Annotated in this window: 17 protein-coding genes; 7 read left to right on the top strand and 10 right to left on the bottom strand. The window is 73.2% G+C overall.

The features are described from left to right. Position 1: 1 nt before the first annotated feature. From purE to WME76_RS05390, 4 genes are all read right to left on the bottom strand, one after another. The gene (gene purE, locus WME76_RS05405) at positions 2-505 is read right to left on the bottom strand and encodes a 5-(carboxyamino)imidazole ribonucleotide mutase (RefSeq protein ID WP_437962078.1); all 504 of its coding nucleotides are present in this window, start codon (positions 503-505) and stop codon (positions 2-4) included. Positions 506-643: 138 nt separating this feature from the next. Then, on the bottom strand, positions 644-931 hold the full coding sequence (locus tag WME76_RS05400; RefSeq protein WP_437959117.1) for a TerB family tellurite resistance protein: 288 nt from the start codon (positions 929-931) through the stop codon (positions 644-646). A gap of 246 nt (positions 932-1,177) precedes the next feature. Continuing rightward, a complete protein-coding gene (locus WME76_RS05395; RefSeq protein ID WP_437959116.1) occupies positions 1,178-2,935 on the bottom strand; it encodes a hypothetical protein in 1,758 nt (585 codons plus the stop codon). 30 nt (positions 2,936-2,965) lie between these two features. Continuing rightward, positions 2,966-5,575: a HEAT repeat domain-containing protein gene (locus WME76_RS05390; protein ID WP_437959115.1), complete on the bottom strand. Its 2,610-nt coding sequence runs from the start codon at positions 5,573-5,575 to the stop codon at positions 2,966-2,968. Positions 5,576-5,761: 186 nt separating this feature from the next. On the opposite strand from WME76_RS05390, the gene WME76_RS05385 reads away from it, so the two are divergent. Both WME76_RS05385 and WME76_RS05380 read left to right on the top strand, forming a co-directional pair. Beyond that, positions 5,762-6,763 carry an LLM class flavin-dependent oxidoreductase gene (locus WME76_RS05385; RefSeq protein WP_437959114.1) on the top strand — a complete coding sequence of 334 codons (1,002 nt, stop codon included), beginning with the start codon at positions 5,762-5,764 and terminating at the stop codon, positions 6,761-6,763. A 99-nt stretch (positions 6,764-6,862) separates the two neighbouring features. After that, positions 6,863-7,912, top strand: a complete 1,050-nt coding sequence (locus WME76_RS05380) for an alpha/beta hydrolase family protein (protein WP_437959113.1) — start codon at positions 6,863-6,865, stop codon at positions 7,910-7,912. Here the strand turns inward: WME76_RS05380 and WME76_RS05375 are convergent. Then, complete coding sequence (locus WME76_RS05375) at positions 7,875-9,152, bottom strand: PQQ-dependent sugar dehydrogenase (RefSeq protein WP_437959112.1); 1,278 nt, start codon at positions 9,150-9,152, stop codon at positions 7,875-7,877. The two genes, WME76_RS05380 and WME76_RS05375, sit on opposite strands and share 38 nt — an antisense overlap. Positions 9,153-9,206: 54 nt before the next feature. Between WME76_RS05375 and WME76_RS05370 the strand changes: the two genes are divergently transcribed. Together WME76_RS05370 and WME76_RS05365 are read left to right on the top strand one after the other, a co-directional pair. Further along, entirely contained in the window at positions 9,207-10,499 is a 1,293-nt protein-coding gene (locus WME76_RS05370) for a hypothetical protein (RefSeq protein ID WP_437959111.1), read from the top strand. Positions 10,500-10,770: 271 nt separating this feature from the next. Further along, positions 10,771-12,084, top strand: coding sequence for an inositol-3-phosphate synthase (locus WME76_RS05365; RefSeq protein ID WP_437959110.1), 1,314 nt, complete (start codon positions 10,771-10,773; stop codon positions 12,082-12,084). Between the two features lie 84 nt (positions 12,085-12,168). Here WME76_RS05365 and WME76_RS05360 read toward each other — a convergent pair whose 3' ends face one another. The 3 genes from WME76_RS05360 to WME76_RS05350 form a co-directional block, all read right to left on the bottom strand. Next, on the bottom strand, positions 12,169-13,965 hold the full coding sequence (locus WME76_RS05360; protein WP_437959109.1) for a DUF4215 domain-containing protein: 1,797 nt from the start codon (positions 13,963-13,965) through the stop codon (positions 12,169-12,171). A gap of 181 nt (positions 13,966-14,146) precedes the next feature. Beyond that, positions 14,147-14,944 (bottom strand): calcium-binding protein, encoded by a 798-nt coding sequence (locus WME76_RS05355; RefSeq protein ID WP_437959108.1) that lies wholly within the window; start codon positions 14,942-14,944, stop codon positions 14,147-14,149. Positions 14,945-15,179: 235 nt separating this feature from the next. Then, a complete protein-coding gene (locus WME76_RS05350; RefSeq protein ID WP_437959107.1) occupies positions 15,180-16,295 on the bottom strand; it encodes a diacylglycerol/lipid kinase family protein in 1,116 nt (371 codons plus the stop codon). A 456-nt stretch (positions 16,296-16,751) separates the two neighbouring features. Here WME76_RS05350 and WME76_RS05345 point away from each other — a divergent pair, with 456 nt between their 5' ends. Beyond that, a complete protein-coding gene (locus tag WME76_RS05345; protein ID WP_061610554.1) occupies positions 16,752-17,438 on the top strand; it encodes a hypothetical protein in 687 nt (228 codons plus the stop codon). 156 nt (positions 17,439-17,594) lie between these two features. Here WME76_RS05345 and WME76_RS05340 read toward each other — a convergent pair whose 3' ends face one another. Continuing rightward, positions 17,595-19,109 carry an ATP-binding protein gene (locus WME76_RS05340; RefSeq protein ID WP_437959106.1) on the bottom strand — a complete coding sequence of 505 codons (1,515 nt, stop codon included), beginning with the start codon at positions 19,107-19,109 and terminating at the stop codon, positions 17,595-17,597. Positions 19,110-19,208: 99 nt separating this feature from the next. On the opposite strand from WME76_RS05340, the gene obgE reads away from it, so the two are divergent. Together obgE and WME76_RS05330 are read left to right on the top strand one after the other, a co-directional pair. Then, positions 19,209-20,231: a GTPase ObgE gene (gene obgE / locus WME76_RS05335; protein ID WP_437959105.1), complete on the top strand. Its 1,023-nt coding sequence runs from the start codon at positions 19,209-19,211 to the stop codon at positions 20,229-20,231. A gap of 445 nt (positions 20,232-20,676) precedes the next feature. Next, complete coding sequence (locus WME76_RS05330) at positions 20,677-22,437, top strand: hypothetical protein (RefSeq protein WP_437959104.1); 1,761 nt, start codon at positions 20,677-20,679, stop codon at positions 22,435-22,437. A 55-nt stretch (positions 22,438-22,492) separates the two neighbouring features. Here the strand turns inward: WME76_RS05330 and WME76_RS05325 are convergent, their stop codons facing one another. After that, complete coding sequence (locus WME76_RS05325; RefSeq protein WP_437959103.1) at positions 22,493-23,782, bottom strand: S1 family peptidase; 1,290 nt, start codon at positions 23,780-23,782, stop codon at positions 22,493-22,495. Between the last annotated feature and the right edge of the window lie 193 nt (positions 23,783-23,975).

Here is a 23,975-nt window from a genome sequence, read left to right as displayed (position 1 = left end):
CCTATACGAGGATCGCGTCGCGGAGCACCGCCGCTTCCTGCGCGCTGCGGAAGGCGGCGAGGCGCTCGCGGAGCTCGGGGTGTTTGCCGGACAGGACCGCCGCCGCGAACAGGGCTGCGTTCGCCGCGCCGGGCTTGCCGATCGCCATCGTGGCGACGGGGACGCCCTTCGGCATCTGGACGATCGAGAGCAGCGCGTCCATCCCGTTCAGCGCCGTGGCGGGGATGGGCACGCCGATGACCGGCAGCACCGTCTTCGCCGCGACCATGCCGGGCAGGTGGGCTGCGCCGCCCGCGGCCGCGATGATCACCTCGATCCCGCGGTCAGCGGCCGTCGTCGCGTACTCGAACATCCGGTCCGGCGTGCGGTGCGCCGAGACGACGCGCACCTCGTGCGGGATGCCCAGCTGCGTGAGCAGCTCGCTCGTCACCGCGAGGTGCTCGTAGTCGCTCTTGCCGCCCATGATCACGCCGACCCAGGGCCTCTCGGTCGAGCTCGCTCCCATCTCCGTCGGGGCCCGGCCCTCGCCGGCCCCTCCCTGCGCCATCGTGCTCATCGTCCTCTACCCATCACCCGATCATCGGTCACCGCGTCGCCGCGTCGCGTCTTGATCCATCCAGCCGTCGAGCGCACCGCGCCCGGATCAGCGCGTGAGCTGCTCGAGCAGGCTCAGGCTCTCGCGCTCCTCCTCGCCGATCTCGCCGTCGGACGAGATCATCTCGCGCGCGGCGGCCAGGAAGAGCTGCCGGTGCGCGCGGGGGATCTTCATCGGATCCAGGTCGTCGGCCGTCGGCGGCACGTCGAGCCAGCCGCGCACCTCCTTGGCCTCCTCCTCGTCGAGCTGGAGCCGCAGGATCATCTTGCGCACGAACTCGCGCTCCTGCTCGCGCACCTGGAGGTCGGCCCAGGCGAACGAACAGATGAACCGCATCAGCTGGAGGCGTTCTTGGCGAGAGAGCTTGTCGAGCATGGGAGGGGACTCTAGCCCGGATCAGCCGGCGTTTTGTGTGGAAATTTGCGCGCAAACGAGCGCCGCGCGGCGTAAGGAGATTCCCGGCGCCTCCCCGCGCTCGCGCACCTCGCCCCTCTCGCCCCTCCCGCGCTTCCAGCATCTCCCGCGCGTACGGCGCGTCTCGCATCCCATCCCATCCCATCCAATCCATCCCGCGCGCGCGGCTCAGCGGTACGGGCCGGCGACGCGCGGGCCGCGCAGGAGCGCCGCCAGGTGGAGCTGCGCGCCGAGCAGGTCGCGCAGGGTCGCGGGGTCCTCGAGCGGCGCCGGCACCGTGACCACGATCGCGTGCGGGGCGATGCGGAGCGCGCGCGCGCGGGCCCGCAGGCGCTTGACCGCCTCGCGCACCCCGGGCGAGGCCGCGCGCAGCAGCTCGGGGTCGTCGTGATCGAGCGCGGCGTCGAGCGGCGGGTCGAGCACCAGCGTGACCTCGGAGCACTCGGGGTGCGGGCCGCGCTCGAAGCACGTGTCGATGTGGAACGTGGCGCCGTCGAGCTGCGCGTCGCGGATGCGCATGCGGCCTACCTCGAAGCGGCCGTGGAGCTCGGCCGCGAACCGCTCCCACGCCGGGCGCATCCCCGCCATCGGCGTGGGCGGCGGGATGCGGCCGGCCGCGGCGCTGATCTCGGCCGCCAGCGCGGCCAGGTGCTCGAGGAACGCGCCGAGCCAGGGCTGGTCGTGGCCCGGCGTGCGGGACCGGACCGCCGCGCGCTCGTCGTCGAGCCGGACGTCGTCGAAGGCGAGCAGCGCCCGGCGCAGCGGCCCCGCGATGACGGCGCGAACCTGGCCCGGGTCGCGCCCACGCACGCGGTAGCGGCGGCCGAAGCCCTCCTCGTCCTCGGACGAGAGCGCGAGCAAAAACCGCTTCACGCCGACGTCCAGGTCGAGCCCCCACGATGGCCAGCGCAGCTCGCCCACGAGCGCGCCGCTCGACGAGGAGCCCGCGTCGATCCACACGGACGCCGCGCAGCCGGAGAGCGCGCCCGAGAGGCGCAGCTCCAGCGGGTCGAGCGAGAGCCCGTGGCGCGCGCCGACCGCCTCCCAGACCGCGCGCCACCTCCCCGAGCCGATCTGCCGGCGCATCGCGCCGAGGCCGGGCGGCCGATCGAAGACGCCGAGGACGAGCGGGGTCGTGTGGACGATGCCGCCCCCGCGCGCGAGCTCGACGCGCACCTCGATCCCCCAGACGAGCGCGACCCAGCCGGCGTCGAACGAGGGCGCGACCGATCGAGGGATCCGGAACCGGAACGGCAGCTCGCGCCCCTCGTCGCGGCTGTCCGCGCGGCGGAAGGCGGTGAAGCGGTGCGCCTCGGTCGCGCGGTTCGACGCGGCGGGGTCGGCGCTGAGGAGGCGCTCGACGCCGACCAGCGAGATCTCGATCCCGCGCACGCCGCGCCCCTGCACGTTGCCGAGCGCCACCGCCCCGGAGATCTCGTCGCCGGGCGCGAAGACCTGATCGTCGAGCGAGACCTCGATGAAGGGGCTGTCGCCGCGCGCCGTGGTCCCCGCGGTCGGCGCCCGGGCCGGGCGCGTCACGGGGCGCGGCGTGACGAGCACCTCGTACGACTCCTGGACGTCGAGCCACCACGGGATCGCGATGGTGAGCGTGATGCCGTAGCGGATCTCGGCGCGCGTGCCGAGGTACGAGCAGGGCGCGTCGGCGGGGAGCGGGAAGCTCGCGCGGTAGCGCTGCTCGCCGTCCGGGAGCGTCGTCTCCCCGGAGACGCGGGCGACGAGCGAGAGGAAGTGGGGGGGCACGAGCACGCGCTCCTCGACGCGGGCGACCTGCATGCCCTCCAGGTGGAGCTCGATCGAGTCGACCGGCGTCCTGCCGCGGCTGCGGAGCACGAGCTCGACCAGGATGACGTCGCCCGGGTGGACGGTCCTGGACATCCGGAGCTCGACGTCGGGTCGGCTGCGCATGGCGAACGGCTCAGCGCGGCGGGCGCGGGCTCACTTCACGAGCGGCGCCGGGACGGCGAGGCGGATCGGCCCGCGGGGCGCGCCGCGCTCGAAGAGCTCGCCGCGGCGGTCGGCGACGCCGAGGCGCATGAGGCCGTCCGCGCGCACGAGCGCGAACGGGGCGCGCGGGGCCGGCGCGTCGCGGGCGACGCCGTCGCGGCCGGCGTCGAAGGGGACGACGAAGACCACGACGTCCTCGGCGCCCGAGGCGGGCGCACGCGGCGGGGCGGCGTGCGCGCAGCGCACGGCCACGGTGGCGTTCCTGTCCTCGCTGGCGCAGCGGGCGAGCGCGCGCCGGTCGGCGTCGGCGCCGCCCTGCGCGAGGTGGTCGGCGGCGGCGAGGCGCACCGCCTCGGCGGGGTCGCGCGCGAGCAGGTCGCGGGCCGCGGCGCCGTCGCAGCGCGCCCGGGCGACGGTGAGGCCCGCGAGCGCGTTGGCGCGCACGTACGGGCGCGCGTCGGAGAGCGCCCCGCAGAGCGCCGCGGCCGCGCGGGCGGGCTGGCCGGCGCGGGCGGCGATGCGGCCGATCGCGCCGGCCGCGTTGCCCGCGACGGCGGCGTCGGGGTCCTCGAGGAGGGGCGGGAGCAGCGGCAGCGCGTCGCCCTCGCCCACGGCGCCCAGCGACCAGATCGCGTTGGCGCGGACGCCCGGATCCGCGTCGCCCGCGAGCTTGCGGAGGGCGGCGGCGGCGCCGGCGTGCGCGGCGTGGCCCGCGAGCGACTCGGCGATCTTGCGGCGGTCGTCGATGGGCGCGGCCGCGGCCATCCCGGCGAGCGCGGCGCCCGCGGCCTGCCCGGGCATGCGGCCGAGCCCCTCGATCAGCGCGTCGCGCGCGGCGTCCGGGGCGCTGGCGATCGCCGCCGCGACGTCCTGCACGAGGCCCTTGTCGCGCCCGTCCTTCGCGTCGTCCGCCACGCGGGAGAGCGCGCCCGAGAGGGCGATGCCGAGCGCGCCGCGGTCCTGCTCGGCGGCGACGGTGAGGCGCTGGAGCAGCGCGCGCGCGCTCCCCGGGCCGGCGACGCGGGAGAGCGAGACCGCCGCGCGGAGGCGCACGTCGGCCGACTCGTCGTCGAGCGCCTCGAGCAGCGCGGCGTCGACGGACGCGCCGAGCTTGCCGGCGGCGCGCGCGGCCCCGAGCGCCTCGATGACCGCGAGGCGGAGCGGCGCGGAGCGGGCCTTCGCGAGCGGCAGCAGCACCTCCTGCGCGCGCGGCGAGCCGGTGCGCCCGAGGAGCTGGACGAGGGCGAGCTTCTCGTCGTGCGGCGTGGCCGGGTCGACCAGCAGGGCGCGCGCGGGGTCGACCGCGCGCCCGTCGGGCCGCGCTGGATCGAGCAGCGCGGTCGCGGCGCGGATCGCCTCGCGGCGGACCGAGGGGTCGGCGTCGCCGAGCAGCTCGAGCACGCTGGGCAGCGCCGCGGGGTCGCCGAGCGCCCCGAGGGCGCGGAGCCCGTGCCGGAGCGGGACGACGCCGCGCTGCATGCCGCGGACGATCGCGGGGAGCCCTCCGTCGGCCTTGAGCTCCCCGAGCACGAGGGCGGCGCCCGCCGCTGTGTTCGCCGACGGCGCGGCCGCGAGCGCGGCGATGAGCGCCGGGACGGTCGCGCTCTGCTTCCCGGCGCTGACCAGCGCGTCGCGGACCGCCGATCGCGGCGCCGCGGGGTCGTCCTTCGCGAGCGCCGCGAGCAGCACCCTCACCGCCGCGTCGGAGCCGATGCGGCCGAGCGCGCGGAGCGCCGCCTCCCGCACATCGTTGCTCGAGGTGCCGCTGTCGGCCGGGCGCGACCCGGGGAACGCCCCCGGCGACGCCGCGACGACATCGGCGATCGCGGACGTCGCGTCGTCCGAGCGCAGCCGGCCGAGCGCGGTCACCGCCTCGACGCGGACGTCCGGGGACGCGTCCTGCAGCGCCAGGATGAGCGCGCTGACCGCACGCGCGTCGCCGAGCTCCCCGAGCGCCCGCGCCGTGGCCCTGCGGACCTCCGGGACCGAGTCCTGGACCTTGCCGATGAGCGGCACGACCGCGCGCGTGTCGCCGATGCGGCCGAGCGCGCGCGCGACCTCCGCGCGCACCTCCGGCGCTGTATCGTCGAGGTGGCCGAGCAGCGGCGAGACAGCGTCCGGGAGCCCCGCTGCGCCCATCGCGGCCGCCGCGGCGAGGCGGACGTGCGGATCGGGATCGCCGAGCACCCGCCCGAGCGCCACGACGGATCGGTCCGTGGGCGCCGCGCGGATCACGTCGCAGGCCGCGAGCCGCAGGCGCGCGTCGCCCTCGCCGAGCCACTCGATCACGAGGTCCCCCGCGCGGGGCATCCGGAAGCGCACGGCCGCCCCGGCGAGGTGCAGCCGCACCTCGACGTCCGGGTCGCTCATGCCCTTCTGGATGAGCTGGATCGCCGTCTCCGGGGCGAGCTCCCCGACGCGGGTCGCGGCGAGCCGGCGCTCCGACACGTCGCCGGACGTGAGCGCCCGCGCGATCTGCTCCGGCACGTTGGGCCAGAGGAACGCGGCCGCGTCGCCGGGCGGCGCGAGCGCGGCGGCCGAGGCGGCGACGACGACGAGGACCTGCGGGAGGCGGCGCAGCGGCGAGACGGAACGGCGCACTCGAGGAGCGTAGTACAGCGGGCGCGGCCGCGTCATGACCGTTCCAGGCGGCTCGACCGCCGCGGGCCGGGGCGCCGGACGGACGGGAGCGCTGGACGGCGGGGCGTTCACGCCCCGGGGCAGCGCCGCTCCCCCGGCGCTCCCGCGACCGTCCTTGTCGTGCAACAGTCGAGCGAGGTGTCCGACATGATCCCCTTTTCCGTTCTCGACCTATCTCCGATTGTCCAGGGCGGAGACGCCGCCCAGGCCTTCCGCAACACGCTCGACCTTGCCCGGCACGCCGAGCGGCTCGGCTACCGCCGCTACTGGCTGGCCGAGCACCACAACATGGGCGGCGTGGCCAGCGCGGCGACCTCGATCGTGATCGCGCACGTGGCCAGCGGCACCTCGACGATCCGCGTCGGCGCGGGCGGGATCATGCTGCCGAACCACGCGCCGCTCGTGATCGCCGAGCAGTTCGGCACGCTGGCGTCGCTCTTTCCTGGGCGCATCGATCTCGGCCTCGGGCGCGCGCCCGGCTCCGATCCGGTCACCGCCCGCGCGCTGCGGCGCACCCTGGCCGGCGACGTCGACGGCTTCCCCCAGGACGTCCTCGAGCTGATGGGCTACTTCCGCCCGGTGGAGCCGGATCAGCTCGTGCGGGCCGTGCCCGGGGCCGGCCTGGACGTGCCGATCTGGATCCTCGGCTCCAGCCTCTTCGGCGCGCAGCTCGCGGCGGCGCTGGGCCTCCCGTACGCGTTCGCCTCGCACTTCGCGCCCGGCCAGATGATGCAGGCGATCGCGCTGTACCGCAGGGAGTTCCGCCCGTCGGACCAGCTCGCGCAGCCGTACGTCATGCTCGGGTTCAACGTGTTCGCGGCCGACACCGACGAGGAGGCCCGCCTGCTGTGGACGTCGCTCCTGCAGGCCTTCGTCAACCTGCGCCGCGGCCGTCCGGGGCCCTTGCCGCCGCCGGTCGACGGCTTCGAGCGCGAGCTGGGCCCCCTGGAGCGCGCCGGCATCGAGCAGGCGCTCTCCTGCTCGGTCGTGGGCTCGCCGGAGACGGTGCGGCGCGGCCTGGAGGCCTTCATCGCCCGCACCCGCGCCGATGAGCTCATGGTGACCTCGCAGATCTTCGACCACGCCGCGCGCGTGCGCTCGTTCGAGCTCACGGCGCAGGCCCGCGACGACCTCGCGCGCGCCGGCTGAGGCGCCTCGCCGGGCCGGTCGCCCTGAAGTTCAGCAACTTCGGTCAGGCACGACGGACAGCCCCTCGCTACGTTGCCCCTCGCCGAGGAGGATGCCGCGTTGACCGCAGCCGCCGAGAACGCCTACATCGTCAGGTTCCGCAGGGTGCTCGATCACATCGACGCGCACCTGGACGAGGACCTGACGCTCGATCGGCTGAGCGGCGTCGCCGCCCTTGCCCTGCTCTCCCCGTCACCCTCCGGAGAAACGCGCATGAATCGATCCGTGGGCAGCCGCAGCCTGGTCGTGCGAGACGCGACGAAGGACCTCTCGTTCCCCGTCCTGCTGATGTACCCGACGCACGTCCCCGCCGAGGTCGTCGCGATGGGGCCTTACTCGCTCGAGGTCGCTCCGAACGCGCCCCTTCCCGGTGGCCCTTCGCCCCTCGTCGTCATCTCGCACGGCAGCGGGGGCACGCCCCTCGCTTACCGGACGCTCGCGTCCCACCTGGCGCGGAGCGGGTACATCGTCGCCATGCCGGAGCACCCCGGGGACAATCGCAACGATCGGTCCCTGTCCGAGACGGTCGAGAACCTCGAGAATCGACCTCGCCACGTCCGGCTGACGATGGATGCCCTCTGTGCCGACGCGGAGATCGGGCCTCACCTGCAGCGCGACAACGTCGCGATCGTCGGACACTCCATGGGCGGCTACACCGCGCTCGCCGTGGCGGGCGGGCAGCCCTGGACAGGGCCAGGGCAGAGGGTCGCGGTCACGAGAGACCCGCGCGTCAAGGCGCTGGTCCTGATGGCCCCCGCGGCGAGCTGGTTCGTCCCCAACGACGCCTTGCAGGACGTGCGGGTACCCATCCTCTTGCTCGTGGCGGAGCACGACCGCATCACGCCGAGGTGGCAAGGGCAGCTCGTCCTCGACCTCGTCCCCGACCGGGCTCAGGTCACCTGCACGATCGTCGAGAACGCGGGCCACTTCTCCTTCCTGAGCCCGTTTCCTCCCGCCATGCGCAACCCGGGCTTCCTGCCCGCCACCGATCCCCCCGGCTTCGATCGAGAGGCGTTTCAGCGCCAGCTCCAGCGAGACGTCCTCGACTTCCTCGATACGTCGCTGCGTGACCTCAACCCGGATCGATCCGATAGATCCGCCCCGTGTTGAACATCACCACATAGATCTCCCCGGCCGCGTCCTCGCCGAACGAGGACGGGAGTCCGTTCGGGCTCAGGGCGGAGGTGAGCTCGACGCGGTCGGTCGCGGCCTTGCCGTCCCATACGAACGAGAAGAAGCGGCCTGTCACGTAATCGCCGTAGAGATAGCGGCCGCGCAGGCACGGGATCTTCGCGCCGCGATAGACATAGCCGCCGACGATCGAGCCCGCCTCGCTCCGCGGGTGCTCGACCGCGGGCGGGACCCCGCGCGGCTTGCACGTGGAGCCCGGAGGATAGCAATGGCTGCCCTCCATCGCCTCCCAGCCGTAATCGTTCCTCCCCTGGCCAGGGCGCTCCACGAGGATCTCCTCCCAGCTCTTCTGGCCGACATCACCGATGTACAGATCCCCGGTGAGCCGGTCGAAGCTGAAGCGCCACGGGTTCCGGAGCCCGTAATCCCAGACCATCGGATCGCCGCTCGTCATGTTGCCCGCCGGCGCCCTGCCCGGTTGATCGACGTCCATGCGGAGGATCTTGCCGAGCTTCGAGGTGAGATCCGCCGCCGGGCTCGGCGATCGCGCGGAGTCGCCGATGGCGGCGTAGAGAAAGCCGTCCTTGCCGAAGGCCAGCATGCCGCCGACGTGGTTCCAGGCGCCGTGCTTCACGTCGACGAGGGAGCGGACCGGCTCGGGGTGGGCGGCGTCGCCGCCCTGCGCCCCGCGCTTCCACTCCTCGATCACGACGTTGCCGCGAGGGGCCGACGAGTAGTGGATCCAGAAGCGCCCGTTCTTCGCGTAGTCCGGGTGGAACGCGAGCCCGAGCAGCCCGCCCTCCGCGTTCGGCGCCGGGAAGAACACGCGCGATCGCGCGTCGAGGAACGGCGCCGGCTGGATGGCGCCGTCCTTGAGGAGCCGGATGGTCCCCGTCTTCTCGAGCACCAGGAGGCGCGCCGGATCGCCGGGCGGCGCGGCCACGTACGTCGGCTGATCGAGCCCGCTCGCGACCAGCGTGAGCTTCAGCGGCGGAACGCCGCCGCACTTCGCCGGGCGAGCGAGCTCCGCGCCGGACGCGGCCAGCGCCGCGGGCGCGCCGCCCGTCGCCGCGGGCGCCGCAGGCCCACCTTCCGGCGCCGCGGGCGCCGCGCCGGTCGTCGCGGCGCCCGCCCTGGCCGGCGACGCCGCGCCCCCTGCCGCGACCTGGCCGGTGGGGCCGCCCTCGCGCGATGCGTCGGGCGGCCCCGCGACCTGCACGCGTCGCTCGCAGGCGGCTACACTGCCCGCGAGCAGGAGGCAGCAGGCGGCCCGATGGAACGCGCACGCTCTCGTCACGCAGGCAGCGCGCCCGACGGCGCGCCGCGGAATCCGTCTCTCGATCAAGCGGACACCTCCGTCTCCTCCTCCATCACGAGCGGCCGGCTCTGGCAAGCCGCCATCGCGGCGCTGCTGCTCGCGAGCGGCGGCTGCAGCGCGAAGGAGACGCCCCGGACCGAGCCCGTCCCCGCGCCCGACCGGCTCGACATGACGGCGCCCGCGGCCGCGCGCGGCGCCCGCGCGAGCGAGCGCCCCGGCGCCGGCCCGGCCGAGGCCCCCCCGGAGCTTCCGCCCTGCAAGGACGGCGACACCGATCCTCACGATCTCCGCTGCACCGGCCTGTACAGCGACTTCGGCGCGCGCACGCTCGCGGAGGGCGTCCGCGAGTTCAAGCCGGCCTTCGAGCTCTGGAGCGACGGCGCCGAGAAGACGCGCTGGATCTACCTCCCTCCTGGCTCGACCATCGATGTCTCCCGGATGAACGACTGGAGCTTCCCCGTCGGCACCAGGCTGTGGAAGGAGTTCCGGGTGCCCGTCGCCGGCGCGGTCCGCCGGATCGAGACGAGGCTCCTCTGGAAGACCGCGGAGGATCGCTGGACGCGCGCCACCTACGCCTGGTCGGAGGACGGCGCGCGCGCGCTCCAGGTGAAGGCCGGCGTCCCCCAGGTGCCCGGCACCGACGGCTACGCGATCCCCGCGCAGGTCGACTGCATCCGCTGCCATGCGGGCAAGACCGACAACCCGCTCGGCTTCGAGGCGATCCAGCTCGCCGCGCCGGAGGCCAGCGGCCTCACCTACGCCGAGCTCGTCCAGCGCGGCCTGCTCTCGACGACCTCCGGCGGCGCGCTCCCCGACCCGGCCGCGCTCGACGTGCCCGGGAGCGCGACGGAGCGGCGCGCCCTCGGCCTGCTCCACGCCAACTGCGGTGTGTCGTGCCACCACCCGCTCGGCGTCGCGACGCACTTCGAGATGCGCCTCGACATCGACGCTGCCGGCCGGGTCGGCGACGCGCGCGGGACGCGCGTCTACCAGACGGCGATCAACCAGCCATCGAAGGTCCGCCCGCCCGGGGCGCCACCAGAAGCGCGCTATTACCGGATAAGGCCCCTCGATCCGGATCGCAGCACCTTGCTCCGCGCCATGTCCCGGCGCGACGCGCCCGGCGCGCCGCCCGAGCAGATGCCGCCGATCGCGACCCGCCGCGTCGACGAGGCGGGCGTCGCCGCCATCCGCGCGTGGATCGAGGCCATGACCCCCGCCGCCGGCTACCCGCCGGCCGCGCCCTGAAGACCCTGCCGCGCGCTGCGCCTCGCGCCCTACCGCCGCCGTCCGAGGCGCCGGGCTGAAGGGCGCGCAGGAAGCCGGCGAAGGGCGCGCGCGGGAAACGCCGTCGCGCGCGCGCCGCGCCGTGGTGATCACGCTCGCCTGGCCTCATGCTCCCGGCGGTCGCAGCGCCGCGCGACCGCGGCCGACGTCGCTCGCCGGGCGCACGGCACCGGCGGATGCGCCGCCTTGCCCGAGGAGCGCCCACGACCGCGACCGGGGGGGAACACGTCACGTGAAGCAGCCGAAAGAGATCAAGAAGGCGGAGGGCAAGCTCGGGGTCCTGCTGCCGGGCCTGGGCGCCGTCGCCACGACGACCATCGCGGGCACCCTGCTCGCGCGTCGCGGCCTCGCGGCGCCGATCGGGTCGCTCACGCAGCTCGGCACGATCCGGCTCGGCCGGCGGACCGACGACCGCGCGCCCAGGATCAAGGATTTCCTGCCGCTCGCGACGCTCGATCAGCTCGTGTTCGGCGGGTGGGACATCTTCCCCGACAACGCCTACGAGTCGGCGCGCCACGCGGACGTGCTCGAGCGACGCCACCTCGACGCCGTCCGCGACGAGCTCGAGCGGATCCGGCCGATGCCCGCGGTGTTCTACCCGCAGTACGTGCGGCGGCTCCACGGCAACCACGTGAAGAAGGGCGCGAGCAAGGCCGAGATGGTCGAGCAGGTCCGGGAGGATCTCCGCGCCTTCCTGCGCGAAAGCGGCGCGGCGCGCGCCGTCGCCGTCTGGTGCGGCTCGACCGAGGTGCACCTCGCGCCGGCCGAGGTCCACGCCTCGATCGCGCGCTTCGAGGCGGGCCTCGCCGAGGATCACCCGGCGATCTCGAGCTCCCAGATCTACGCCTGGGCGTGCCTCAAGGAGCGCATCCCGTTCGCGAACGGCGCCCCGAACCTGACGGTCGACTTCCCGGCCGCCTGGGAGCTCGCGAGGAAGCAGGAGGTGCCGATCGCCGGCAAGGACTTCAAGACCGGCCAGACGCTCATGAAGACGGTGATCGCCCCGGGGCTCAAGGCGAGGATGCTCGGCGTCGCCGGGTGGTTCTCGACGAACATCCTCGGCAACCGCGACGGCGAGGTGCTCGACGACCCGGAGTCGTTCAAGTCCAAGGAGGTCTCGAAGCTCGGGGTGCTCGAGCACATCCTCCAGCCGCACGCGCACGGCGAGCTCTATGGCAAGCTCTTTCACAAGGTGCGGATCGAGTACTACCCTCCTCGGGGCGACGCCAAGGAGGGCTGGGACAACATCGATCTCGTCGGTTGGCTCGGCTACCCGATGCAGATGAAGATCAACTTCCTCTGCCGCGACTCGATCCTCGCCGCGCCCATCGTGCTCGACCTGGCGCTCCTCCTGGATCTCGCGCAGCGCGCCGGGCTGCGCGGCACGCAGGAGTGGCTGAGCTTCTACTGGAAGAGCCCGATGACGGCGCCGGAGCTGTACCCGGAGCACGACCTCTTCATCCAGTCGATGAAGCTCAAGAACACGATGCGCTGGCTCATGGGGGAGGACCTCATCACCCACCTGGGCAACGAGTATTACGACTGATCGCGGGGCGACCGGGACCTCACGCCCCGCCGCGAGGCCGCGTGTCGCGCAGGCGGGGTGGGATACCGGCGCTCGCGCCCGCGCTCACGGCTCGAAGGAGACGTCGAGCGTGTACGGGCCGGCGTCGGCCAGGGACCAGAAGCCGTCGACGAAGATGAACAGCGGGACGCCGCCGGTCACGTCGAGCACGAGCCGCTCGTCGACGCCGCCGGATTGGCGGTCCACGCACGCGAGCTCGGTGGTCGTGTCCAGGCAGCTCGACCGCACGTACAGGGCCTGGTCGGTGGCGGACGACAGCACCAGCGTGAGCGTGCCATCGGCCGGGGGCGTGAACCGGTAGACGTCCTCGCGCGCGTCCGGCTCGAGGCACTCGCCCCTGAAGGCGACCGTCCCTGTCAGCGTGTCGCCCGTGTTCACGCCGAGGACCGCCTCCCGCGCGCCCTCGCAGAACGCGGCGCAGTCGCTGGCGCAGCCGTAGGGCTCCTCGACCGCGTTGCACTGCTCGGGCCGGGTGAGGACGCCGTCGCCGCAGACCGCCTGCGTGAACGTGGAGCGCAGGGTGTACGGGCCCTCGTCCCCCGCCTCCGCGGCGTCGACGACGAGGCCGACCGACTCGCCCGCGCCCAGGACGACCTCGATCGACTCGGGGAGCCCGCCGGGGCTGTCGTTCGCGCAGGCGATCTCGGCTCCCGGATCCGCGCACGCGCTGCGCGCGTGGAGCCCGTGGTTCGAGTCCGACTCGAGCACGACCGAGAGCGTGCCCGACTGTCCTTCGGGCGGCGTGAACAGGTACACGTCCTCGCGGCCGGCGCCCGTGCAGTCGCCCTCGAACGCGCTCGTCCCGAGCGAGGAGTCGCCCGAGACCTCCGGCAGCGCGGGCGGCGCTGCCGCGCACGCGGCTGCGGCGAGCGCCGTGCAGGTCTCACGGCAATCGTCGTCGCTGCAATCGATGGCGGCGTCGCGGTCGTTGTCCTCGCCGTCCTCGCAGCTCGCCTCGTAGATCCTGCACAGGCCGGTGCGCAGGTTGCACCTGCCGCGCGTCGGGCACTGCGCGTCCTCGGTGCACGCCGGGCGGCAGCTCAGCGTCCCGTCGGCGGCGGGGGCGCAGGCATAGCCGGGCCGGCAATCGCTCGACGTGCTGCACCCTCCGTAGCAGAGGTCGCCGTTGCTGCCGGTCGCGATGCAGACCCCATCGCCGGGGCAGACGCCGCCGGTGTGCGCGCACGAGCTGATGCAGTAGCCGCCGGGCCACCCGTTCGTGGCCTCCCGGTTGCAGAAGTTGCCCGCGCACTGAGCGTCCTCGGTGCACGCCGCGCCGTCGGGCCGGTCGGTGCTTGCGCCCGCGCCCCCGGAGCCGCCCGAGCCTCCGGTGCCGCCCGCGCTCGCTGAACCGCCGACGCCCTCCGAGCCGCCGACGCCGCCCGAGGCGCCAGCGTCGCTCGTGCCGCCCGCGCCCCCTGAGCCGCCGACTCCACCCGTACCGCCTGAGCCGCCGACTCCACCCGTACCGCCTGAGCCGCCGACTCCACCTGTACCGCCTGAGCCGCCGACTCCACCTGTACCGCCTGAGCCGCCGATTCCACCCGTACCGCCTGAGCCATCGACGCCGCCGGATCCACCACTGCCGCCCGCGCCCCCCGCGCCGCCGCTGCCGCCCGCGCCCCCGGCACCACCCGTGCCCCCGGCACCACCCGCCCCCCCGACGCCGCTCGTCCCACCGCCGCCGCCGCCCGTCGCGCCGGCGTCGCCTCCCTGCCCTCCTCCCCCTGTCGCGTCCGCGCCGCCGTTGCCGCCCGTCCCTGTGCTCGCGCTCGGGGCGCCGTCGTCATCTCCGCATGCCGCGGCGCTCGCCGTCAGCCCCAGCATGAGAAGGCAGGTCATCCATCGCAGGTTCATCCGTCACTCCAGGCAAAAGGGGAGACTCGAATGTCGAGGGCGCAGAATGGTTGACCCCCTGCGCGGCGACATCTTCCGTGCAATTGCCTTTCGTGTGAACCCCCACCTCCGTCTTATTCCAGCTCCGTGGGGCCCTCACGGCGTCGCCCCCCCCGGGGCCGCCGCCTCACTGCCACCGCAGGTGCACGTCCACGACCGCGCCGGTCCGCGTCACCGCGCCGTCCGAGAACGTGAACGCGGCGCGCTCGACCTCGCAGTTGCCGCGCCCGTCGCAGCGCCGCTCGCGCCCGTACGAGAGCTCGATGGCGACGAGCCCGCGCGACGCGATCGGCTCGAGCTCGCCGGTGCTCGAGGCGCGGTTCGCGTCGCGGTCGCTCCAGAGCACGAGCCGCGACCATGCCTCGTCCCGCGCCGTGATCCGGCCGTCGCCGTCGGTGTCGAGCTCGCGCAGCGCGGTGAACCCGTTGTCCGCGCGGGCGCCGCTCGAGAGCACCGTCGCCGAGCCGAACAGCTCCTCACCGCCGTCGATCGCGCCGTTGCCGTCCCGATCGATCGCGAGCCACGGCGTCGCCGCGGTGGGCCAGTCGGTGGCGACCGTGGCCCCGAGCCCGGTCAGATCGAACGCGCCCGTCATCGCGGTCAGGTACTCGATCGGCCGCTGATCGAACGAGAGCACGAGCGGCGTGCTGCTGCTGCTCGACTGACACCCGGTCCAGGTCGGCACCCCCTCGACGTCCTCGCACTGCTCGAAGCCGCCCCCCCCGTTCATCTCGCAGCTCCGGCTGTCGCCGATCGTGCACGCCGGCTCGGCCTCTTCCTCGCCCTCCTCGCCCTCGGCCGCGCCCTCCTCGCCTTCGAGCGCGCTTCCATCCGTCCCTTCGCCCGGCACGGAGGTCACTTCTGCGACGCACCCGCCACCGAAGGACACCGCCGCCAGGAGCAGCGAGAAGGAAAGAGTTCTCACGGAAACAGAATGAGCCATCAAGGATGTCGTGTTCATGGCACATCCCTTTGGCAAGCCGCACGCCAGCCGCTCGGTGACGGCTAACTCGTTGGAAACACGTCAAAGCGTCGATGGTGACCGCCTGCCCACATCGACAGTCCGTGCCACTATGTGCCGACCGTGCCGAGACCACGGGTCATGGTGGCTCATGAGCGTCAGATCGTGCCACTGGCCGCTGAGCCAGGCGAGCTCGCCGCTACCCCCGCGGCGGCGCGTAGAAATCCACGATCCGTATCGGCTCGGTCAGCCGCACCCGCACGCGCGAGCGCTCCCCGCGGACGTCGCCGCCGATCTGGAAGCTCGTCGCCGGGTCCATCTCGATCGTGACCTCGTCGACGAAGTAGTCGAACACCGTCTCCAGGTCGTCGAACTCCCCGTTCCAGATGCTCGAGAAGTTCCGCACGAACGTGAACGGCGAGATCATCGACACGCGGAGCTGCATCCGGTCCTGGCGGTCGTCCGCGTAGGGGAACATCCGGAATCCGAAGCCGTAATAAGGGATCGTCGACAGCGCCGCGATCTTCGCCGGCCCCTCGTAGATGACGCCGCCCTTCTTGATCGGCGCGCCGAGGATCGCCCCCTTCTCGCCGACGCGGATCGCGTCATTGCCCTCGTTGATGATGCGGCAGTGCGGCGTGCGCCGCACGAGGTAGCTCGGGATCGTCCGCGTCGTCGCCGCGACCGCGTACGCCACCGGCCCCGGCGCGAGCCGCTTCAGCGGGCCCCGCGCGAGCGCCGACTTCACCGCGTTGTAGTCGCGCAGCATCACCGCGTCGATCCCGAAGCCGCAGAACGGAGACAGGATGTCCTCGGCCTCCACGAGCCGCAGGTTCCGGCTGCCGGCCTCGGCGCGCAGCCGCTGGAGGTCCACCGCGAGCCCGGGCTTCGCGCCCGCGCCCCCCGACGCGCCGAGCACCCACGCCAGCGAGTTGCCCGTCCCGAGGCGCAGCAGCCCGAACCGCGGCAGCGGCAGCCCGCGCCGCTTCGCCTCGTTCACGACCGCCGTCACCACCACCGTGAACGTCCCGTCGCCGCCGCCCGTGAGGATCGTGCCGTAGCCCCGGTCGACAAGGATCCGCGCGATGCCCTCGCTCTCCTCCACCCGCCGCGACACGAACAGGTCGCCCGTGTCGAGGATCTGGTCGAGCGTCTCGATCACCTCCGCCGTCACGCTCTTGGCGTTGCCGTTCACCACCACAGCAATCCGGCTGCTCGCCAGGCCCCGCGGGATCTCGCTCGCTCGACGCGGCGCATCAGCAGGCGCGGCCTTGGGTACGTCATCGGGGCCGCGATCGGCGGGCGGAGAGCTCATGGACCGCGATCTACCACGACCGCCCCCCGCGCTTGGAGACCGCGCGGCAGGGGCGCGCGCCGGCGAGGGGACGCCGCGAACGACGGGGACGACTGCCCGGCGGCCGACGGGGCCGCACGCGGCCCTCACGGGACCACCGCGTCAGCCCCCGACGGGCCCTCGCTGTGGGCAAACCTGCTCCGTGCACCGCTCGTCCGGTGACCCACTTTTCGAGAGACCCCATAGCGTGCGATGCTCGCTGGTTTTGGCTCTCGGACCGATCTTGGGTCATGCTGGCATCGGGAAAGCGAAAAGCCTCCCCGAAACTTAGTGGACGGGGAGGTCGATTTTTTGGTAAGGCGACGACCTGTCGATCCAATTGGACTTGACAGCCGTGCGGGTCTTCCCCCGCGCGGGCGGCGCGCGCTTGTGGCGAAGGGCCGCGATGATCTCGTACCCAGCGGGGGACGCAGCGACATGCCGAAGATCACAAAGCAGGGCAGCTCCGACAAGGCGACGGGCACGAAGAAGAAGTCCTCTTCGAGCGCCAAGGGGGGCGCAGAAGCTCAGCTTGCGAAACCCGTGAATCCGGTAATCAAGGAAGACTCGAAATCTTCGTCAAGCGCCTCCAAGCGTAAGCTCGGCCTCCGCGGCGCCGCGCCGTGGGCGGCCCGGCACGCCGCGAAGCACGCCGCCGAGGCCCGGGCTCGGGCCGCCGAGCCGGCGCCCCCCGGCAGCGCGCGCGCGACCATCCGGGTGCCGAGCGGCGCGGAGGAGATCAAGGCGAAGATCGCCGAGCTCCACAACCAGACCCAGAAGATCCGCACGCTGCGCAAGCGGCTCGACAAGGGGTTCTTCGATATCGGGGTGGTGCTCGCCGAGATCCAGCAGCAGGAGCTGTATCAGGCGAAGGGGTACGGCTCGTTCGAGGCGTTCCTCGAGCGCGAGATCGATCTCGGCAAGCAGACGTCGTTGCGCCTCATCAAGGTCGCCCACGTCTTCCAGCGCGAGGTGGCGCTCGACTACGGCATGGACCGCCTCTTCGTCGCGCTCGCCGCCCTCGAGGGCGAGGCGGCGCCGAAGCCCGCGCCCTCCGCCATCCCCTCCGCCCCCGGCTCCAAGCCCCCCCTCCCCCTCAAGCCCCCGATGCGCATCGTCGGCTGAGCGGCGCTCACCCGCTGCGGATACGGGCCCACCTCGACGTTTTCGGTGCTCGGCGTACATGAGTACGCCTGCGCGCCGAAAACGCCGATCTGGGCCCGTCTCCTGTGCGGGTGAACGCCGCTCGGTACGGCGCGTCATGCCCGCTGACGTCGCCCATCAGATTCCAGCGCCGCGCGGCGGCGAGGTGGAGGTCGGGCGGGAGACGGGCTCGGCGATGAAGCGGGGGAGCCGCACGCGGACCGTGGTGCCCTCGGCCGCGCGCGTGTTCACCTCCACCCGACCCGCGTGCTGGTCGACGATCTTCCGGACGATCGCGAGCCCGAGGCCGGTGCCCGCCGCCTTCGTGGTGAAGAACGGATCGAAGATCTCGGCGAGGATCGTCGGATCGATCCCGGGGCCCGTGTCCGAGATCGACAGCCACACCTCGGTCGCGTCCCCCGACGCGCACGCGCGCAGGACCCCGCCGTCGGACATGACGTCCAGCGCGTTGACGACGAGGTTCAGGACCACCTGCTTGAGCTTCTCCACGTCGCCGAGCGCGAAGCAGTCGTCCCCGAGGTCGCGGACGACCTCGACGCGGTGGCTCGCGAGCGTCTCCTCCTCCAGGTCGAGCACGTCGCGCACGACGCGGGACAGGTCGACGGGCTCGCGGTGGGGGGCGCGCGGGCGGGCGAGCTCGAGGAACTCGCCGAGGAGGCGGCCCAGGCGGGCGATCTCGGCCTCGACGATGCCGACGCGCCGCTTCATGGGCTCGCGGATCGCCTCGTCGGAGAGGCGGTCGATGCCGCGGCTGAGCAGGTGGAGCTCCAGGACCGCAGCGTTGAGGGGGTTCCTGATCTCGTGCGCGAGCCCGAGGGCGAGCGGGGCCATGGCGTTCAGGGCCTCGGCGTCGGCGGCGCGCCGCTCGAGGGCGCGGCGCTCGGTCACGTCGATGCCGATGCCGTACACGAGGTCGGTCCTGCCGCCGCGCCCGCCGCTGCGGACGCCGGAGAGGTGCCAGCGGACCCGGCGGATCGCGCCCACCGCGTCCCGGACGCCGACCTCCACCTCGGCGGCGGCGTCGCCCTCGACCACGCCCAGGAACGACTGGTTGAACCGGCGCTGCTCGGACTCGTCGACGAGCGTCTCGCAGAACGGCATGCCGAGCGCGGCGTCGCCGCCCACGCCGGTCAGCGCGGAAAGGCGCGGGTTGAAGAGGGCGACGCGGCCCTCGGCGTTCAGGCCGAGGATGAGCACGTCCGCCGCGTCGACGATCGCCCGGTAGCGCCGCTCGAGCTCCTCGCGCTCCCGCTTCAGCGAGATCTTCTCGATCGCCTGGGCCACCGTGGAGATGAGCTCCTCCGGGCGGAACGACTTGAGGATGAACGCGAAGGCGCCGGCGCGGAGCGCGGCCATGGCGGTGTCGACCGTGGCGAAGCCGGTGACGAGGACGATCTCGCCGTGGGGGGCGGCGGCGCGGAGGGGGGCGATCAGCTCGAGGCCGCTCGCGTCCGGGAGCTTGACGTCGACGACCGCCACGTCGAAGCCGTCGCGGCGGGCGGCCGCGAGCCCCTGCTTGCCCGTGGGCGCGAGGGCGACCTCGACGTCGAGCTCGCGCGCGCCCTCGAGGACGTCGCGCAGATTTGCGGCCAGGCTCGTGTTGTCGTCGACGATCAGGATTCGAGCGCGCACCTGGGATCTCCTGGTCGAGCGGTCCGGCGGCCGACCCGACGCGAGGGGCGGCCTTCCGCTGTGGGGTCTTTTCTGAATTTTATGCTATGAGCCGCCGTCATGCGGTTCGTCGATCGGTGCCGTCTGAAGGTGATCGCCGGGGATGGCGGCAATGGAGCGATCGCGTTCCGCCGCGAGAAGTACATCCCGTTCGGCGGCCCCGCGGGCGGCGACGGCGGCCGCGGCGGGGATGTCGTCTTCGTGGGCGACGAAGGCCTGTCCACGCTACTCGACTTCACGTACGCGCGCACGCTCGAGGCGGATCGCGGCGAGCACGGGATGGGCAGCGACTGCCACGGGCGCGCCGGCGCCGACCGCGTCGAGAAGCTCCCCGTGGGGACGCAGATCTTCGACGCCGAGAGCGGCGAGCTGCTCGCCGACCTGACCGAGCACGGCCAGCGGGTCGTTGTCGCCCGCGGCGGCAAGGGGGGCCGGGGCAACCTGCACTTCAAGTCGCCGCACGACCGGGCGCCCCGGCGCTCCGAGCCGGGGGAGCCCGGGGAGGCGCGCGAGCTGCGCCTCGAGCTGAAGGTGCTCGCCGACGTCGGCCTGCTCGGCTTCCCCAACGCCGGCAAGAGCACGTTCGTCGCGGCGGTCTCCGCGGCCCGGCCGAAGATCGGCGACTACCCGTTCACGACCCTCACCCCGACCCTGGGCATGGTCGAGATCGGCGGCGGCGTGCGGTCGGGCGGGTCGAGCTTCGTGATCGCGGACATCCCGGGGCTGATCCCGGGCGCGAGCGAGGGGGTGGGGCTCGGCATGCAGTTCCTGAGGCACGTGGAGCGGACGCGCGTGCTCCTCCACCTCGTGACGATCGATCCCGGCGAGGACCGCGAGCCGCTCGCGGACTACCGGGCGCTCCGCAAGGAGCTCAAGAAGTTCAGCCCGGCGCTCGCGGAGCGCCCCGAGATCGTGGCGCTGACGAAGGCCGACCTGACCGACGTGCGCGAGGCCTACCCGAAGCTCAAGGCGCGGTTCGCGAAGGCGAAGGTGAAGCTCCACCTGGTCAGCGCCGCGACGGGCGAGGGCGTCCCCGAGCTGATCAACGAGCTCGCGGCGATCGTGCGCAAGCGCGAGGCGTGAGCGCCTGAAGGGCTCGGCCGGACGCCCGGCCCCTGGATCCCTGGAGGCCTCGGCCGGACGCCCGGCCCGCGGCGAGGGGGTTCTCCGCGCGGGGTGGGGGCCCCGCCGAACTCGCCTGAGCCCTCACACCTCCGGCAGAGCCGGAGGCGTGAGGGCTCAGGCTCAAACATCGGCCCATCCCCCACCCCGCGCGGAGAACCCCCTCGCCGCGGGCCTACCGATCTAGCTCGTCGTTCGATTCCATACGACATCGGCGAGATATCCATCTGACATCGGCCCATCTCCCCCGCGCGGAGGCAGACACAGTGTTGTCTCGTAAGCGGACAGCCCACATTACCTTGGCTTTTGCAGCCGAGAGGGCGCTCGCGCTGCCTGGACAAGCGAGGGAAGTTCGCGTCCACTTTTCCTTTCGGACTCTCGCGTCCTGTCAGGAGAGGAAGCCCCGATGCGCTGGTCGATCTTCAGCAAACCGTCTGCTCTCGCGTGGTGGTTGGCCCTGTCGGCGGTGCTCGGCGCCAGCGGGGCGGCGCGCGCCGACGTCGTGCAACCGAACGGCACCGTCGTCCCCGTGGTCCGTGAACGGTTGAGCGACCTGCTCAACGGATCGGCGAACAACGACGACATCGACGAGGGGATCGACGTCGTCGCCGACGCCGCGGTGGAGCCCCAGGTGTTCTCGCCGCTCTGCGAGTTCAGCGGCAGGTACATCGCCAAGGGCGGCGGCGCCAACTTCGCCGTCGGCTGGTACAACGTCGACGATGCCCGCGGCAGCGACGACCCGCCGCTGTACAAGTCCGTGGACAACGGGGCCAACCTCAACACGGCGGCGCCGGAGAGCGACATCCAGATCCTCTTTCCGTTCTCGACCTCTCTGCCGCCCGCCGAGACGCGCGAGCTGACGGCCGTGTCGATCCGGGAGAGCCCCGCGTACGCCGGCGGTCTGATCGGCTTCGTGCTGATCCCCAACCCGAACGGCACCGGCAACGGGAACGCCACGCAGTACCACTACACCGAGCACCGGTTCAACGTGATGTGCACGGCGTGCGAGACCCCGGGACCCTGGTACTCCGATCTCATCTACCGGTCGAATGAGCTGCTCAACACCTTCTATCTCGGGTTCGAGGATCTCGACTTCCAGAACGCGGCGGGCGCCGCGGGGGTCAACGGCAACGATCTCGATTACGAGGACTTCCTGTTCCGCTTCTCGGGAATCACCTGCCCCGAGGCCGGCCAGCCGTGCGAGGTCGACGAGAACGTGGGCGCTTGCCGCCTCGGGATCTCCGATTGCGACGCGCAGGGCGCGGTGATCTGCACGCCGTTCGTGCTGCCCGGAAGCCAGGCAGAGCAGTGCGACGGCCTCGACAACGACTGCGATGACGTGATCGACGAGGAGGCGCCCTGTCCGGAGAGCCAGGTGTGCAGCCGCGGCCGCTGCGTGGACCGCTGCGGCTCCGCGGAGTTCCCCTGCGAGGACGGGCTCGTGTGCGTCGAGGGCCTGTGCGTCGAGCGGGCGTGCGTGGACGTGGTGTGCGAGGCAGGCGAGGTGTGCCATCAGGGCGAGTGCCGCGGCGCGTGCGACGGCGTGGTGTGCCCGCACGATCAGGTGTGCCGCGGCGGGCGCTGCCTCGATCCGTGCGAGGGCGTCCAGTGCAACGACGGCCAGGTGTGCGAGGGTGGCGTCTGCGTGATCGAGTGCAACTGCCGCGGGTGTCCCACGAACGAGGGCTGTGACATGGAGTCCGGCCGGTGCGTCGAGACCGCGTGCGTGGGCGTCGCGTGCGAGGCCGGCACCTACTGCCGCGACGGGAGCTGCGTCGACGCCTGCGATGGGGTCGCGTGCCCCGCGGGCGAGCGGTGCGAGGCGGGCGCGTGCGTCGCCGAGCCGCCGGCGCCCACCACCGCCACGTCGGTCGGCGCGGGGCTCGACACCGTCACGTCGTCCGGCGCGGGCAACGCCCCGTCGGGCGCGGGCGGGGGCTCCGCGTCGGGCGCGGGCGGGGCGCCGGCCACGGGGTCCGGGGCAGGCGGCGGGGGCGAGGGCAGCGGCGAGTCGTCGGGCTGCGGCTGCCGCCTCGGCGCCGACACGCCCTCCGCGGGCGGCCTCACCGCGCTGCTCCTCGCCGCCGGCCTCGGGTTCCGCCGCGGGGCACGCCGCCGGCCGGCTCGCGGGCAGCGCCGCGCGCCCGGCGGTGGTGAGATGCGCTGAGGAGCTGCCAAGGCGCGCGCGCGCGGGACAGCGAGCCGCACGCGCGCGCTCGCTCCTACGGGCGCTCGACGGCGAGGCTCCGGGCCTTGTCGTCGAAGCCGCTGGGAGCGAGGTTCGCGTCTGCCGTGAAGACGCGCGACTCGGCCGAGTACCGCCAGAGCCCGTCGTAGAGCGTCAGCTTGAAGCCGGGGGGGACGCGGACGGAGCTGACCCTCTGGTCCCACGGGCTGCTGTACAAGAGGGAGGAGCCGACGCCGTACAGGACCGAGGCGCCCGAGAGCCCGGCGTGCTCGTACAAGGTGACCGCGTCCAGCTGCGGGTCCGAGGCGTGCGCGACGACGAGGCTCGAGATGGTGTTGTCGAAGCCCGCGGCCACGAGATTCGTGTCCGAGGTGAAGACGCGCGCCTCGCGCCCGAACTCGTGGTCGATGAAGACCGTGACGCGGAGCCCGGCGGGGACCCTGATGGCGCTCGCGCGGTCGTCACCGATGATCGTCGAGTTCGGGAGGTTGTGGCGGCCGAGCCCGAAGCCCTGCGAGATGCCGGAGAAGTTCGAGAGATCGTGGAGCACGACCTGGTTGCTGGGGTGGACGGTGGGGCCGCCGGCGATCGTGGCGTCGATCCACGCCCGGTGGCGCGCCACGTCGACGCCGGTGACCGTCGCGTGCAGGTTCGTGCCGTTCTGTCCGTTCGAGGCCGAGAACACGGCGACCTGGCGCCCGTCGACGAACCACGGGCCGCCGGAGTCGCCGCTCCAGCCCGCGCCCGTCACGCCGGTCGCCTTGAGCTCCTCGTCGGAGTGCCAGCCATTGATGTGGATGGTCGCCTTCTTGAGCGACGGCGCCATCACGAGCGGCGTGCCCTCGCTCCCCCAGCCGTAGGCCGTCGCGTCCCTGCCGATCCAGGTCGATGTCGCCTCGGCGAGCTGGACGAACGGTCCATCGGCGTCCTCGGTCAGGTGGAGCAGCGCGATGTCGGCCGCGGCCGAGGGCACCTCGACGGCGTCGACCGCGATGCGCCGGCCCTCGCGGTACGTGTTGCTGCCGACGCGAACCGCCGACGTCTCGCCTTCGTCCGCGATGCAGTGCTGCGCCGTGAGCACCCAGCGCGGCGCGACGAGGGTGCCGGTGCACTGGTAGAAGTCGCCCGTGCTCCCGCGCACGTCGAAGACCTGGACGGCCCAGAGGCTCGCCTCGGCGAGCTCGCCGCCGACGATCTCGGACGCGTGCGACGCGACCGGCTCGCCCGGCTCGTCGGCGCCCGAGCAGGCCGTGGAGAGGCTGAACGCGACGCCGGCGCAGACCGCGAGACGCAATTGATGATTGATGAGCGCTTTTTTATTCATCGTATCTCCGCGTCGTGACGTCCGGAGTGTGCGCGATGCCTGGGGCGATACAAGACGGCGTTCTGGAACGGCCGCGTTCGAGGAGTGGAACATCGAGAGGGCTCGATGCTCTGTTTGATGTATCGGTACTTGTGCACCCGCCGTGGCGGCGCGCGCCGGTGAGGTCGCCCGGGCGGAGATAGAAGCTCACGCG

Origin of the sequence: Sorangium sp. So ce119, from assembly GCF_051524405.1 — a bacterium.
GTDB classification, from domain to species: Bacteria; Myxococcota_A; Polyangia; order Polyangiales; family Polyangiaceae; genus Sorangium; species Sorangium cellulosum_G.
Note: the sequence above shows the minus strand (reverse complement) of the source record. Positions and strands in the feature narration are given on the sequence as shown.

Bases quoted from the DNA above. Each gene is read 5' to 3' on its own strand.
- WME76_RS05360 (WP_437959109.1), bottom strand. From the start codon at position 13,965: ATGACCTGCCTTCTCATGCTGGGGCTGACGGCGAGCGCCGCGGCATGC.
- obgE (WP_437959105.1), top strand. From the start codon at position 19,209: ATGCGGTTCGTCGATCGGTGCCGTCTGAAGGTGATCGCCGGGGATGGC.
- WME76_RS05400 (WP_437959117.1), bottom strand. From the start codon at position 931: ATGCGGTTCATCTGTTCGTTCGCCTGGGCCGACCTCCAGGTGCGCGAG.
- WME76_RS05325 (WP_437959103.1), bottom strand. From the start codon at position 23,782: ATGAATAAAAAAGCGCTCATCAATCATCAATTGCGTCTCGCGGTCTGC.
- WME76_RS05370 (WP_437959111.1), top strand. From the start codon at position 9,207: ATGGAACGCGCACGCTCTCGTCACGCAGGCAGCGCGCCCGACGGCGCG.
- WME76_RS05330 (WP_437959104.1), top strand. From the start codon at position 20,677: ATGCGCTGGTCGATCTTCAGCAAACCGTCTGCTCTCGCGTGGTGGTTG.
- WME76_RS05350 (WP_437959107.1), bottom strand. From the start codon at position 16,295: ATGAGCTCTCCGCCCGCCGATCGCGGCCCCGATGACGTACCCAAGGCC.
- purE (WP_437962078.1), bottom strand. From the start codon at position 505: ATGGGAGCGAGCTCGACCGAGAGGCCCTGGGTCGGCGTGATCATGGGC.
- WME76_RS05385 (WP_437959114.1), top strand. From the start codon at position 5,762: ATGATCCCCTTTTCCGTTCTCGACCTATCTCCGATTGTCCAGGGCGGA.
- WME76_RS05395 (WP_437959116.1), bottom strand. From the start codon at position 2,935: ATGCGCAGCCGACCCGACGTCGAGCTCCGGATGTCCAGGACCGTCCAC.
- WME76_RS05345 (WP_061610554.1), top strand. From the start codon at position 16,752: ATGCCGAAGATCACAAAGCAGGGCAGCTCCGACAAGGCGACGGGCACG.